Origin of the sequence: Pontibacter populi (genome assembly GCF_040278685.1) — a bacterium.
GTDB lineage: Bacteria > Bacteroidota > Bacteroidia > Cytophagales > Hymenobacteraceae > Pontibacter > Pontibacter populi.
Genome location: NZ_JBEOKT010000007.1, coordinates 1 through 14379, shown reverse-complemented (window position 1 = coordinate 14379; position 14379 = coordinate 1). Strand labels below are relative to the sequence as shown.

Here is a 14379-nt window from a genome sequence, read left to right as displayed (position 1 = left end):
TCCTGGTAAACTATAGCCTTCTATAATACCGGCTGCTTCACACTGAAAGTAACTGCTTTGCTACCCATCACTCCGTTCTCGGTTAAACCTTGTACAACTATAAGGTAAGTGCCTGGTTGGTCAGAGGTATAAAAATTCACCTGTTTTCCTTTTCCGGATGGTATAGTAAGGTCGGGTGCCCAATATAACAGGTTACGGAGGTCGGCAAGGCGGCTTTGTTTCTGTTCTGGTGATTCGTAAGCCGGGGCGTAAAATTCGCGCTGCAACTGCAACCCATCATAAGCCTGTAGCAATGCGCGTGGGTTTAGCTCGAAACCTGCCAGGTCGCCGGTGTATGTTGTGTAGCTTACCACACCGTTATAAACCAATGGCCCATTAAAGTAAAGGCTTGTCACAACGTCCAGCTTTTTAACTTTAAGCGGATCAAAAGCCATGATCTTGTCAATATCAAAAACCGGAACGCCATCCAGCAATACCATCGGGTTATCCTGAAAAATACTTTTGTGCGCCCTGTTAAACACCATGAACCTGAAATTGCCGCCACGCTTACGCACCTGCACGCCTGGCACATATTCACGCATCACCTCTTCCATTACCTTAAAACGTTTATAATCGTCGAGCAGGTAGCTTTCACTTGGGATGCCGTAAAACGAGATACTGTCTACACCGGCTGGTTTGAAGAGGTTGGTATAGTTACCAAAATAGGCCTGTTGAACCTGCGTTTGCACATGCCGTAGCGTAACCTCCTGCTTCAGTTCCTCCGACAGATCAAAAGCAGCCACTTTGCTCGCCGCATATTTGTCAGAGAACGGACTATAGATCTCGAAATGGAAGGTGCTGTCTTTAGAGAAATCGCTTTGCACCACAATGTCCTTCTCCCCAAAAAAGTCTTTCGCCTCGAATTGTATCGCTCCGTTGGCATCGCTCCTAGCGTTGTAAAACCGGATGTGCTTGCCCGGTGAGCCAAGGTAGGTTTTAATACCCGGTGCAGGTGCGCCTGTAGACTTATGCGTTACCTTCCCTTTTATAAAATGCCCGTTATACTCCGGCAGGTAACTATAGGCAGCAGGCTCTTTATTGATAATATCTTCCCACTTAAAACGGCTCCAGCCATGGGTCAGCATCAGGTTATCGATAGCAGCAGCATCTGTTTTTCCTAAAGCTGAAAAGTAGTAAGCCGGGTTTTCTATCGTTCCTTTCAGGTCAGAAGTAAGCCAGAAGTAGCTCTCGATATTACTGTCAGTAGCTCCCTGTAACGAATCGAGGCGGTACACGGCCATAGACAGGTTGGCTGTAGAAGCTGTATTGTCAGCATTTGCAAGCAGGTCCAGAGTTACTTTGTCGCGGGTAGTATACTGAGATTTATCTGGCAACAGCTTCAGCTCCAGTTTTTGGGTCGGCTGTTTAAAGTAGAGGCGTTCGGCTACCGGTTTCTGCTGAGTATTAAATATGGTAAAATGCGTAATGCCATCTGCCAAAACATTCTTATCAACTATAAATGTAGCCTGGCCCTGGTTTATAGTTGCCTCCTCTGCCACCGCTATCATTTGCCTTGTATGGCCCAACAGGTAAACCTGCTCACCGGTTTGCCCTACCTGGTTTATAGTTATCTTTAAACGCTCTGCTCCATCCTCATTCAGGTTTAGCGCATAGCCTTGCTCAAAAACGGCTGGCAATGGTTTTACAAAGCCCCGGTCAGCAGCTAATTTAACGGTTGCAGTATAGGTTGCTCCTTTGGAAGGTGTAAATGTAAAGTGCCCCATGCCAAACTTGTAGGGCTTAAAGTCGGCTATTTTGGTACCGTACTGGTCGTGGAGCTCTCCTGTAAAGTCAATGCCCTTGCCTGTTTTCTGGTTTATAGCTTTAAATGCTATTTTGTTTTCAATGCCAGCTACCATGTTGCCCCCTTCCGGGAAGAACTGTATAGTATAGCCTGCGGCCACTGTTTTTTCCGGGGCCTCCAGTTTCTGGAACGTGTTAACTATAGTTATCGGCTGCTCAAAGTAGAATTCCGGGCTGAAGTTCTTCATCCAATTTGTGTAAGCCCGCACCTTATAGTTACCCGATTTTAAAGTAGCAGGCAGGATAAACGATCCGTTTCCTGTTCCTTCTTTCAGGGCTACCTTCGCCTGCAATACTGCCTGTTTCGCATCATCCAATACCTCTATATAAGCAACTTTACTCATATCCAAGGGTTGGTGTAGCGTGCCGTCTACATTGTACAGTTTAAACCACATGGTTTCGCCGCAGGCATACACCGGCCTGTCTATGTGCAGGTATAGTTTTTCCTGAAGTGCTTTTTTGCGGTGCTGGTCAAACTGCTGGCCTATGGTTTTAAAACCAGTGCTCTGCGCCATTGCGCTTCCAGCTGCCAGCAGCACAAAGCAAACAATAGCCAGTAAACTTGCCTTATTTAAGAAACCGGTCTGCAGAAACGTATATCTGTTGGTTTGCACTTTTTGAGTCTTTTTCAGTTTCAGCATTACTCCCAGAAATCAGGTTTCACATTTGTGCCACGGGTGCGGCAATCAACACAATCTACGGTCGCATAACTATAGCCAATCGGAAACATACCTCCTCCTTCCGGTGGATACACTTCATAAACCGGCATTACATAACCACCCTCAAAATACTCGCGTGGTGTGCTTATTGCCAATAACATAGTATCAATAGAACATCTTGGTATAAATGTTTTCCACTCTCTTGGAAGCTCCTCATAACCAATAAATATTCGCTTCTGCTGCATAGTAGAGGCCGTTACATAGCCAATTACGGGCTCGTTAGGGTCGGACAGGCTTTTAATGTTTCCGGTTAACTGCGATGGCAGCGGATCGAAAAGCGTACCAATATTCTCCGTGTTCTTCTTCAGGGTTTCCCAGTAAGCATATGCTTCGCGGGTAAGGGCATACTGCTTTACCAGAATACTATACTTAATAGCTATCTTTTCGGAATCATAAGGAATCGCAGTCAGCTTATAGTTACTGATCACATCCTGGGTTAAGCGGATAGAAGTACCTAACTCAATCGTTGTAGAATTGTCTGATGTCCAGCAGTTGTAGATATCGGGATCATTTCGGTCCCGGAGCTCAATTTTGCCGTTCACATATTTTAACCCAGTACCAAACGCTGCCCGGTAATGCCATGTCTCCTCAAACTCCCAGCGGTAGTAGCGTGTGTCATTGTTTGGGTCGTGGGTGTTAACATAAACCTGAACTTCGTCATCTATCGGCTCCCATGTAATTTCATCAATGGCAGGCGTACGCTTTACTGTTACATACTCCGAGGCATACTCTTTCCCGATGGCAGTTCTGATGTACAGGCGGTATTTTGATGCGGGATTAAGCTCCAAATTACTGCTGGTATAGTTGCCATTGCCAGTTCCCCACAGCCTATAGTTCTCACCCTCCTCAGACTCGATCTGAACAATAGCGTTAATCTCGGCTGGTGGAGGTGTTTCATCCTTCAGGTTTTGTGTGCGTATCAGTTGTACCGTAGTTGGCCCGTTGGTATTAATAAAACCGTTCACTACCAGGTAGCTGTTTGGCCCCTCCAGTACTTCCGGCGAATATGGCTCTACACAACTGCTTACTAAAAGCATCATAAGCCAGCCTATCGTCTTGTTCCAGTTCAGGAATTTCATGCGCTTAAAACTTAAAATTATAGGTTACTGTAGGGATAGGCTGCCCGAAGATCGACATTTTATACCCCCTGATCGTGTTCTTATCTGATTTGAAGTAAATAGAGTAAGGATTTTTGCGGCCTGTCAGGTTATACACAGCCACTGTCCAGGAGCTATGCGCCAGCTTCTTCATTTTGTGGTTACCTTCAATATTCATGGCAAAATCGACGCGGTAATAATCCGGGATGCGGTACTGGTTCCTGTCAGAGTACAGAATGCGTTGCGTAGTGCCATCATAGTATTTGGCGATTGGTAAGGTTATCGGCCTGCCCGTGCTATAAGTAAAATTGAGCGAGGTACTGAAACGCTGGCTGAATCTATAGTTACTGATCAGGGTAAAATCATGCGGTTTGTCGTAGTTGCCCGGGTAATACTCGCCCCTGTTTATGATCTCGGAAGTGCTTGGGTCATTTACGCGAACCAACGTGCGCGAATACGTATAGCTCATCCAGCCATTCAGTTTGCCGGTTGCTTTTTTCACCATCAGTTCCAAACCATAGGCTTTTCCTTCGGCATTGGCTACATCGGTTTCTATGTGGTGGTTCATGATAATAGAGGCACCGCTTCTGTAGTCAAGGAAATCCTGCATCCATTTATAGTAGGTCTCTGCAGAAAACTCGATGGTATTTGCCCTGAAGTTGCGGTAATACCCAATGGCTACCTGGTCGCCAACCTGTGGCTTAATGTTGCCGTCGCTCAGTTTCCAGGTATCGGTCGGCGACATAGATGCCGTGTTGGATAACATGTGCACGTACTGGCGCAGCCTGTTGTAGCTCAGCTTTACAGAAGAGTTATCAGTTAAATTATAGCGTGCCGACAATCGGAATTCCGGGCCATGATAGGTCGCTATCGCCTTACCCGAACTATAGGAAATGGTATCGGTCATGCTGCTTTCTGTCTTTGGGATGCCCGGTGCATAGGTAAATACATCGCGCGGCCCCAGTGCATTGAACATAGAGTATCGCAACCCAACCGAAAGCGAAAGCCGTGGGCTTATATCATACCTGTCCGAAATATAAACGGCGCTTTCTACCGCTTTTTCTTTCTGAACTATATCTGTTTTTATCAGTGATTCCGGGCTATGAGGTGTAAGGCTGCCTGGCGAAGACTGGTAAAAGATAGAGCTTGCTCCAAAATCTACGGTATGTTTCTCGTTCGGGAAATAGTTAAGATCTACCTGCAGGTTGCTCTGATTTATGCCAAACGCTAACGTAGATGCATTTACAGCATTTCCTTCATTCGAGATATCGTAACTATAATGGCTGTGCGTACCCGTAACTACACTGTATAGTTTGTTATGAAAATTGTGCTTCCATTTGATGCTGGCATTCTGGTTTTTAAACCTGTAAAGTGTATCTGCATCCAGCTTAAACCTGTCTTTGCTGAGGTAGCCTGTAAAGTATACGCTGTTCTTGCTATCTATTTCGTGGCTGATGTGTGCGTTGATATCATAAAAAGAAGCCTCGCTGTTCTTAAATGATTTGTTTGGCAGTTGCTTTAGTACCCAGTCGGAATACGTGGTGCGGCCGCCCAGCAAAAACGATGTCTTGTCTTTAATGATCGGGCCTTCCAGGGTTAGCCTGCTGGTTAACAAACCAATACCGCCTGCTCCCGAAAATTGCTTTTTATTTCCTTCGCGGGTTGTTACTTCCAGCACCGACGATAACCTGCCACCATACCTTGCGGGCACAGCACTTTTATATAGTTCCACCGATTTAAGCACATCGGGGTTAAAGGCCGAAAAGAAACCGAACAAATGCGACGGATTATAGATAACTGCATCGTTTAGCAGGATCAGGTTCTGGTCAGTAGAGCCGCCACGTACGTTCATGCCCGTACTACCCTCTCCTACTGATTTCACACCCGGTAAGGTAAGTACCACGCGCAGAATATCTGTTTCGCCGAAAGCGGTAGGCACCTGTTTTATAGTTCTGATATCAAGGCGCTCCATGCCCATCTGTAACCCGGACACGTTCTTGTCTTTTTCAGCTTCTACCAGTACTTCTTTCAGCGAGCGCACATCTTCTTCCATCTCAATGTCCAGCTTACCATCGCTGTGCAGCAACACCTGACGTTTCGAGTTCTTCAAGCCTACCCCACGTATTTTCAGCTCATGGCGGCCAACCGGTAGCGTAATGGAGTAGTAACCATACTGGTCGGAGGCTGTGCCTATAGTTGGCGACTCGATATAAACATACGCCCCGATGATCGGCTCGCCTGTGTTGGAATCCCGTATAGTACCGGCCAGATTTGCTTTTGCCTGGTTGCTGCCTGCATTGCCTATCTCGTATAGTTTTATTTCTGAGCCTGTTTTTTTCTTTTTATTAAGTTGAGGCAGGTACAGTTCGGCCAGTTGCGTGTTATCAGTTTCCGTGCCCCTGCTTCCGTTGTTAAAGAAATTATCAGGCAGGCTGGTCAGTATCTGCTTTTCGCTGGTTATAAATACCTGCTTCTGGTCGCTTATGGCAAAACGCAGTTCAGTGCCCTGTAGTGCCTGGGTCAGCACCTGGCTCAGTGGCTGCGCCGTAGCCTGTATGTCTATTGTTACACTATCCGTTACAGCGACATCATAGTAAAAAGTAAACTTAGTTTGCGCTTCCAGGTCCTTCACAAAATGGCTGAAAGCAGCGTTGCTATAGTTACCTGTTACAAGCGGATCGGTGGCCTGCTGTGCAAAACCAGCAACTATAGCACTGGAAAAAAACAGAACAAGCAGGAATAAGTTTCGGTAAAATGGAGCCATAAAGCTTTTGTGCGGCTAACTAATGATAACTTGGTGTAGATATGAACAGGACAAACTATAGTTCCTGGGGTCCGAGGGTATCGTAATACTGTGTCAGTTTATAGATCGCCTCTTCGCGTTGCCGCTTAAAATGAAGGTTATTGGTTCTGGCAAATTTGTTAAGCAGCTTTTTTTCGCCACCAAGCACTTTCAGCACAGAACTCTTATTGCCAACTTCGTGATATTTTCCATTCTTCAGGAGATAGTACATGTCGGCAACTTCGTAGTTTCCTTCCATTCCATCCGCAGTAGCGCGTTCTTTCAGTACCTTTTTCCTTTTAACCAGCATTTTCACATCCCCGTCATAAAGCAGGTCGTAGAAACCAGCTTGTAAAGGTGTGCCTGCAACGCTATCCGCTTTTAAATGTATAAAGGTGTGATCGTTTACTGTAAACTCCTGTACCTTAGGCTTTACCAGCGTCTGCGAATAACCACCGCCTGCATGTGCTATAACTATCTCATCCAGAGCCACATCATAAGCCATCGGCACGTCATAGAACCAGGCACCATCATACAGTACAGCTCCTTTTTCGTAACTTTTATCTTTAAAGAACTGATGCCCCTTTATGTACCCTTTGAGCGGCACAAAATACTCTGCCCCATTATACAAATGCGCCTGCTGGCCAACAGCATTTCTGTATGCCTGCACTGCTTCATTAACAGATTGCTTTACAAAACTGGTATCAGACGTAGAGGCCTGCGCTAAAATTGTAACAGGTGCAAAAATGATGGCGAAAAAAAGAAGAAACGAAAGTAAGGGTCTTGACATGGATCGTGATACAGCTCAAATGCAGCGGAATAGCTATAAATATAAGGGATGTTTAATGTTATGACAAGGAGTACATCTTAATTATTTCACGCTACATCAAAACTTAGTCATATAAAGTGGTTGTAACTATAGTTGGTGGCTATGTTACTTCAAAGCGTTAAACAGAAAGTTTGACTATAGTTTAGCGGCCAGACTATAAATAGCCTCTGTAAAAGCATCCCAGCTGAATCGTTGTTTATAGTTCTGAATCTGCTGTTCAAACGTAGAGGCTTTCCCCGAACTATAAAAATCGAGGATGGCATCGGCTATAGTTTGCGGCTGCGGCTCCACCACGTAACCTACCTCCCCGTCGGGTACCAGTTCGGCCAGGCCACCTACATTGGTAACTACCATCGGTTTGTTAAAGTGATAGGCAACCTGTGTTACACCGCTTTGGGTAGCGTGTTTATAAGGCTGTACTATGAGGTCGGCGGCGCAAAAGTAATGACGCACTTCCGAGTTCGGAATAAAATCGGTGCGCAATATAAGTTGCTCCTGCAGGTGTAGTTCTTCGATCAGTTTATGGTAAGGCGCGGCATCTTCGTAAAACTCGCCGGCAACTATAAGCTTCAGGTCTTTGCGCTGCTTTATGCGGGCATCAGCCATAGTTTGCAGTAACAGGTCAAGCCCTTTATACGCTCTAATAAACCCGAAAAACAGCAGGTAACTATAGTTCGGATCCAGCCCCAGCGCGGCACAGGCTTCGGCTTTAGTTTCTATAGTTCCGAAGTTATCGTACAGTGGGTGAGCTAAATACAGGTTGGGCTTGTTGGGCTCAAAACGCTGCAGGTCCTGCTGCACACTCCGCGACATGGTTACAAACCCGTGGCAGGCACTCAGGAAATATTTGGTAAAAGGCACATCGCCGGGACGCTTTTCGTGGGGCACCACGTTATCGGTTATAGCCAGTATTCGGCTATAGTTGTTTTTTTTGATGATGCGGGCAATGGTACCCAGCGCAGGCCCCATAAACGGCAGCCAGTACCTGAAAATAACAAGATCAGGTCGTTGCTTACGGATATAGTTACCGGTTCTTAACCAGCTTATCGGATTGATAGAGTTGATCAGTACCTTAATGCGCAGGCCTTCGGGAGCAGGCTCATCCGAATACTGGTTTTTACCCGGAAACAAGAACGAAGGGTATTGCAAACGGAACGTTACGATCTCTACTTCATCGCCATTGTCCTGGAAAGCCTGTGCCAGGCGCTCGTTAAAAGTAGCCATACCGCCACCGCGCAATGGGTGCGCCGGCCCAACTATAACGATTCGCCTTGCCATTAAGCTTTTACAGACCCTACGCGGTCGCGCACCAGGTATTCGTTCTTTTTACTGGATGCCATGGATACCATCTCGGCCAGGAAACCAGCCAGGAACAGCTGAACACCCAAAATAACAGTTACAAGTGCCAGGAAGAATAGCGGCTGATCAACAATGTCGCGTACGCGGCCATCGGTATACAACCCGAACAGTTTTTGAACGATAAGCCAGATCGTAATGCCCAGACCAACTATAAACATCAGGGTGCCCATAGTTCCGAAGAAGTGCATCGGGCGCTTTTTAAAGCGGCTTACAAACGAGATAGAAAGCAGATCGAGGAAGCCATACACAAAGCGCTCCAGGCCAAACTTGGTAGTGCCATATTTGCGTTCCTGGTGCTGTACAACTTTCTCTCCTATTTTAGTAAACCCGTTCCATTTGGCAATAACAGGAATGTAGCGGTGCATTTCGCCGTGCACATCTATGGTTTTAACTACCAGTTGGCGGTAAGCTTTCAGGCCGCAGTTAAAGTCGTGCAGTTGTATACCCGATAATTTGCGGGTAGCTGCATTAAATAATTTGGTAGGAATGGTTTTACTCAACGGATCAAAACGCTTCTGTTTCCAGCCGCTCACCAGGTCGTATTTCTGGTGTTTGATCATGTCGTAAAGCGCAGGAATTTCGTCGGGACTATCCTGCAGGTCGGCATCCATGGTTATAACTACTTCACCGGCGCACCGCTGAAAACCCATGTGCAGGGCTGCAGATTTGCCATAGTTGCGGTTAAAACTAATACCTTTTACAGTATTATCGTCGGCGCTCAGGTCCTGTATAACGTCCCAGGAACGGTCGGTGCTGCCGTCGTCAACAAGTATAATCTCATAAGAAAACTCGTGCGCATGCATCACACGTCTGATCCAGCGCACGAGTTCTGGCAGCGACTCCTCTTCGTTAAAGAGCGGAACTACTACCGAAATATCATAAGGGTATTGCATTTTTTATTCGAACTCCGGCCTGTTATTTTTCATGATAGCGGAGAGGATCAAAGATAATAGAAATCCGATTACAACTGCACCAACAAGACCACCTAAAATCATGGCTAAAGGTCCCTGGAAGTTTTCAGTCATAGCCATAGCCTGCTCTACCTGCTCATCGCTCATTCCCTGGTCTAAAAGCGCCTCTGACTGCTTCTCCATCATGCGGCTCATGTATTCGGTATCAACAAATGAGGTGTACAACCAGACAAAGATACCAGACAAAAGACCGAAGATGGCAGAAACCAATGTACCAATACCTAACCCTTGGCCATAAGACATATAGCCATAGTTTATCGTTTTATACTGTTTCATGGCCAGCACAATACCTGCGATCAGTATCAGGTAAGATAAGCCGGAAAGCCAGCGGTTATCGCCAAGGTTGGCTACCATGATGATTAGGGTGTATACAACGCCAACAAGTGCAGTTATAAAGCCATACTTTAGCGCTACCGAAGTAACAGAAGGTTGTGGTAGTGTTTCGTTCATGATTATAGAGGGTTAAGTGTTATAGTTTACTTACGGTAAAAGACTGCTGCTATCAGCGCAAAAACCAACCCTCCTACAAACCTCCTCACAAAATCATCAGCAGCCAGCATAGACGGCGACATAGCATCAAGGGCTTTATAGCCTTCTTCAAACATACGTTCGCCCATTATTTTTATCTGATCTTCACGGGTTTCCTCCAGCAATGCCTTCATTTCCAGGATATGCTGCTGCAGTAGTTCTGGTCCGGCCACATACGTTAGTATAAATACCAGCATAGAAGCACACAGCGCCGCATAAAAAGCTACAGAAGCACCCACGCGCAACCCGCGTAGAAATCCTATTTCAGTGTCGTTAAACTTTTTATAGTAGCGTATCCCCAGGAAAATGGCAAACGGAATCGGGATGAAACTATAGCGCCCATAATCTCCGAACGGGTTAAGCCCCATAAAGTACAACAGCAGCACAATCGCGAAGCAAGCCACTCCACACAAAACGCCGTAACGTATTCCTACTCGTATTATCGCTTGGTTAAACATGTATGCAAATTGATACTACAGCAACTATATAAAGCAACTGTAATATAATCAAAAATTATAAAAAAAATTAATTTAGCACTACTTGCCCTTTGTGAATGATGCCGATCACTTTACCGGTCAGTTCCTGCCCAAAGAACGGACTGTTCACTCCTTTCGATTTTAACGCCTTCTCTTCCGGAGTCCAGGTCTGCTTTGGATCAAAGATGGTCAGGTTAGCTGTTTCGCCTACGGCTATTTGTGGTTGAGGCAATTGCAAGATCCTGCGTGGGGCTGTGGTCAGTTTCTCAACTATAGTTTCCAGGGGCACGGCACCAGCTATAGTTGTATTGGCCACGGCAAAAGCTGTTTCCAGGTTCATGATGCCAAACTCCGCCAGATCAAATTCCAGTTTCTTGGCTTCCGTATCATGCGGCTGGTGCCCCGATACAATCGCATCTATCGTTCCGTCAGCAAGTCCCTGCTTTATCGCTTCTGCATCCGTTTCGCTTCTAAATGGCGGATTCACTTTATAGTTGGTATCGAAAGGCAGCATAGTCTCATCAGTAAAAGCAACCTGGTAGCTGGCCACATCGCAGGTTACGTGTAGCCCATCAGCTTTCGCTTTTCGTATGCTTTCAATTGCTTTTTTAGTAGAGATAAGTGAGAAGTGTAGTTTACCGCCGGTGTAAGCAAGCAGCTGCAGGTCGCGGGCCACTATAGTTTCTTCAGCCAGAGCCGGTATTCCTTTTAAGCCAAGCCTGGTACTGGCGATGCCTTCATGCATCTGACCGTAAGCAGTCAGTTTGGTATTCTCCGGTCGGTTCAGCAGCAGGCCATCAAACAATTGCAAATACTGTAGTGCCCTTACCATTACTTCAGCCCCTTGTATCGGGTGCGTTCCATCTGTAAAAGCAACAGCACCAGCCTGTTTCAGGTCAATCATCTCTGTCAGCTCTTTACCTTCGGCTTCCATAGTTACCGCTGCAGTTGGGTGCAGCGTTACCGGTAAACTTACAGACCTGCTTTTGATGTAGTTAATAGCGCCTTTTGTCTGAACTACGGGCTCTACGTTTGGCATACAAAGTACTTCAGTAAACCCTCCGGCTGCAGCCGCAGCTGCCAGACTTTGCAGATCTTCTTTGTTCTCCAGGCCAGGCTCACCGGTTACGGCATACATATCTGCCCAACCAACAGAAACTGCTAAATGGTCTGAAGCTATAGTTTGATCTGCCTGCTTTTCGTCAGGACCAATATAGGTTATCTTTCCCTGCTCAATTAAAATATTATGCTGTTGCAGGTGAAACTCCGAAGATGGATGATAGATAGTAGCTGCTCTCAGGAAAACGTTCATGTGTCAGAGAAATCTAATAAGGGCTATTTCGGCCATCAGGAAAAACAGACACAATATTAGACAATATTTCCAAAGCTTCACGCCAAAATATCGTTTTTCAAATTCATTCTTCACCGAAAACGCGTCTCCATAATCATAAACATGAATATTTTTCCGATCTGAACCGACTATAGTTCGCAATTCGTCCGGCGTGTAAGTCTCCAGAAAAGATTCGCGGTTGTCATAGTTAAAAGCTACGGTACCGGCTGTTACGCCATTCAGAGTAAGGTTGTAGATACCGGCTTCGTTCAGGTCTGGCGGGATATTTAAGTATAAATTGCCACCACGTAACTGCTGCTCCGGTATAAACGAGAGACTGTCTTTCTCCAATTTATAGATTCCTTCGCCGGCAGTAGCTTGGGTTACAGGCAACTTTATCGTATTAGAGCTTAAAGTATAAGCCAGTTCCTGCTCTTGTTTGTAGCCACTGATGGCAACTTTATACATAACCGGCAACAACAGCGCGTGATTTACTAAGGCGTTATGATCTTCGTGCAACGGTGCAGCCATCAGGTATACCTGTCCTTTGCCCCTATCAAACCTTGACAAGAAAGCAGTCCCTCCCCTGTATTTCAGAATATCATCCGAAGCTCTGGACCAGCTTAAGTTGCGTACTGCAGAAGGCATCTGCATTTTTTTATCATAGTCCGCAAAAATTCCCCTAAAGAAAGGATTATTAGCAGCAGGGGGCAGCAACTCAGACCTGTTCCCGGTTGGAACAGAGACCCGTGCAGAGATACCAGCCTGGTTGAAAAAGCTCTCGTAGCCATTTAAACTGCCAGACGCCGGAGGTAAAACCATAACTGTTCCGCCCTCCTGAATATAGTTTGTTATAGTTGTGGCAAGTGCCGTGCTTATAGTTTCAAGGCCGTTTAACAATACCACATCAGCCTCTCCTATTCGTCCATAGTTAACATTACCGGCATTGTAAAGCGTATAATTAAAAAGTGGCTCTTTACTGTAAAGCGATTTTAAGTTTATAGTTTTTCCATCCGATATCTCAACTATACTTACTCCCTTTGAAGGTGTGAGCACAAAATAATAGGTATTATCAAACTCAACCGGGTAATCATCTATTGTAATAGCTGCAAGATTGTTTTCTCTATCTCCTGTCCTGAAATTTATAGTTGCCTCGGTGGCCTGCTTTGCAGGTAGATTTATACTTAAAGCCGCCAACTGATCGCCATTCACCAATAATTTCACAGGTACATCTTCTCGGTCCTCGCTTCCGGCATTTTGAACAATAACATGCAAAACCAGTTCACCACCAGGCCTGACAAAAGCATCTTCGAGGTAAACAGAGTCTACAAAAATATTAGCTGTACTTAATGCTTCCAAAGGTAAGAGGTGCACCTGCGTAGAAGTGTCAAGCTTGGCTAATGAGGTACTCGTAAACTGGTTCTTCTGGAAATCAGAAAATAAAAACAAATGAGCATTAGGGACAGATTTGTAATTGGAGGATCTGTTAGAACTATAGTCAACAGTATTTAAAGCAGAAACAGCCTCCCCTGCAGAAGGGTATCGGTTAGTAGATACACTATTATTATCCAGAACAGAAAATACAGAAGCAGGAGGAAATAAATTAAAAACTGTTTTTGCTTTATCGGTGGCATAAGTTAACAGTGACATATCCTTCTCAGCATGCAGGTTCTGCATACTATAAGAATTATCAACAGCAACCATAACATCGTTTCCGGCAGTAACTCCCGAAGCAGTACCGGGCAAGAAAGGCTGCGCAAATGCAAGTACCAGAAATACTATAAACAATATCCTGCATAAAAGAATTAACAGATCTTTCAGTTTACGCTGGCTGGCAGTAACCTCTTGCGATGCTTTAATAAATCGCACATTACTGAACTCAACCCTTTTTGCCCGTCGCAACTGTACCAAATGCAGAATAACAGGAATTCCTGTAGCCGCTAATGCAAATAAGAATACAGGATAAAGAAAAGCCATAAATCAAGTTAGACAGGAAATACCAAAGAAACAACGGGTATAGTTCAAGTCTAGTACGGAGAAAGGATCAAAATGATAACTAAGAAAGATATTTGTATTCACGTTAAATGTATTCAGATTCAAACTACAAAGGCAAAGTCGGAAAATTCTGAAGTGGGTTGATATGGTGCAAACCGGAATATCTTACCTGAAGAACGCGACCAGAGGAGTGAAATGCTAAGCAACTGGCTATTTATTCATTACAAACCTGTTAGATCTAAATGTAGAATTATCTCAAGGAGTAATAAGCTACTAAAAGTAGTGTTCATCCACTAGGGATAGCTCCCTTTCCCTTCACTTTTCCTCTAAACGTAAACACCCCGCCTTATTTCTAAAGCGGGGTGTTTTGAAAGGGTTGGCGGCCACCTACTCTCCCGGGTGTGACCCCAGTACCATCGGCGCGTCCGGGCTTAACTTCTCTGTTCGGGAT

General features: G+C 45.4%; 10 protein-coding genes and 1 rRNA gene. All 11 read right to left on the bottom strand.

Annotated features, from left to right (window positions below; translation table 11 throughout):
* Window positions 1-20 precede the first annotated feature (20 nt).
* Window positions 21-2456 (bottom strand): hypothetical protein, encoded by a 2436-nt coding sequence (locus ABS362_RS09525; RefSeq protein ID WP_350412209.1) that lies wholly within the window; start codon window positions 2454-2456, stop codon window positions 21-23.
* A gap of 26 nt (window positions 2457-2482) precedes the next feature.
* Entirely contained in the window at window positions 2483-3640 is a 1158-nt protein-coding gene (locus ABS362_RS09520) for a DUF4249 domain-containing protein (protein ID WP_350412208.1), read from the bottom strand.
* A gap of 4 nt (window positions 3641-3644) precedes the next feature.
* Complete coding sequence (locus ABS362_RS09515; RefSeq protein ID WP_350412206.1) at window positions 3645-6422, bottom strand: TonB-dependent receptor; 2778 nt, start codon at window positions 6420-6422, stop codon at window positions 3645-3647.
* Between the two features lie 55 nt (window positions 6423-6477).
* Window positions 6478-7230 carry a hypothetical protein gene (locus ABS362_RS09510; RefSeq protein WP_350412205.1) on the bottom strand — a complete coding sequence of 251 codons (753 nt, stop codon included), beginning with the start codon at window positions 7228-7230 and terminating at the stop codon, window positions 6478-6480.
* Window positions 7231-7404: 174 nt separating this feature from the next.
* Window positions 7405-8547: a glycosyltransferase gene (locus ABS362_RS09505; RefSeq protein ID WP_350412204.1), complete on the bottom strand. Its 1143-nt coding sequence runs from the start codon at window positions 8545-8547 to the stop codon at window positions 7405-7407.
* Window positions 8547-9521 carry a glycosyltransferase family 2 protein gene (locus ABS362_RS09500; protein ID WP_350412203.1) on the bottom strand — a complete coding sequence of 325 codons (975 nt, stop codon included), beginning with the start codon at window positions 9519-9521 and terminating at the stop codon, window positions 8547-8549. The genes ABS362_RS09505 and ABS362_RS09500 overlap by 1 nt, the downstream gene beginning before the upstream one ends.
* Before the next feature lie 3 nt (window positions 9522-9524).
* The gene (locus tag ABS362_RS09495; RefSeq protein ID WP_350412202.1) at window positions 9525-10049 is read right to left on the bottom strand and encodes a DUF4199 domain-containing protein; all 525 of its coding nucleotides are present in this window, start codon (window positions 10047-10049) and stop codon (window positions 9525-9527) included.
* Between the two features lie 26 nt (window positions 10050-10075).
* Window positions 10076-10585, bottom strand: a complete 510-nt coding sequence (locus ABS362_RS09490) for a DUF4199 domain-containing protein (protein ID WP_350412201.1) — start codon at window positions 10583-10585, stop codon at window positions 10076-10078.
* A gap of 67 nt (window positions 10586-10652) precedes the next feature.
* A complete protein-coding gene (locus ABS362_RS09485) occupies window positions 10653-11915 on the bottom strand; it encodes a dihydroorotase (protein WP_350412200.1) in 1263 nt (420 codons plus the stop codon).
* Window positions 11916-11918: 3 nt separating this feature from the next.
* Window positions 11919-13910 carry a BatA domain-containing protein gene (locus ABS362_RS09480; RefSeq protein ID WP_350412199.1) on the bottom strand — a complete coding sequence of 664 codons (1992 nt, stop codon included), beginning with the start codon at window positions 13908-13910 and terminating at the stop codon, window positions 11919-11921.
* A 392-nt stretch (window positions 13911-14302) separates the two neighbouring features.
* Window positions 14303-14379, bottom strand: a 5S ribosomal RNA gene (rrf, locus tag ABS362_RS19160); the annotation flags it as partial.

Bases quoted from the DNA above. Each gene is read 5' to 3' on its own strand.
- ABS362_RS09520 (WP_350412208.1), bottom strand. From the start codon at position 3,640: ATGAAATTCCTGAACTGGAACAAGACGATAGGCTGGCTTATGATGCTT.
- ABS362_RS09515 (WP_350412206.1), bottom strand. From the start codon at position 6,422: ATGGCTCCATTTTACCGAAACTTATTCCTGCTTGTTCTGTTTTTTTCC.
- ABS362_RS09510 (WP_350412205.1), bottom strand. From the start codon at position 7,230: ATGTCAAGACCCTTACTTTCGTTTCTTCTTTTTTTCGCCATCATTTTT.
- ABS362_RS09505 (WP_350412204.1), bottom strand. From the start codon at position 8,547: ATGGCAAGGCGAATCGTTATAGTTGGGCCGGCGCACCCATTGCGCGGT.
- ABS362_RS09500 (WP_350412203.1), bottom strand. From the start codon at position 9,521: ATGCAATACCCTTATGATATTTCGGTAGTAGTTCCGCTCTTTAACGAA.
- ABS362_RS09495 (WP_350412202.1), bottom strand. From the start codon at position 10,049: ATGAACGAAACACTACCACAACCTTCTGTTACTTCGGTAGCGCTAAAG.
- ABS362_RS09490 (WP_350412201.1), bottom strand. From the start codon at position 10,585: ATGTTTAACCAAGCGATAATACGAGTAGGAATACGTTACGGCGTTTTG.
- ABS362_RS09485 (WP_350412200.1), bottom strand. From the start codon at position 11,915: ATGAACGTTTTCCTGAGAGCAGCTACTATCTATCATCCATCTTCGGAG.
- ABS362_RS09480 (WP_350412199.1), bottom strand. From the start codon at position 13,910: ATGGCTTTTCTTTATCCTGTATTCTTATTTGCATTAGCGGCTACAGGA.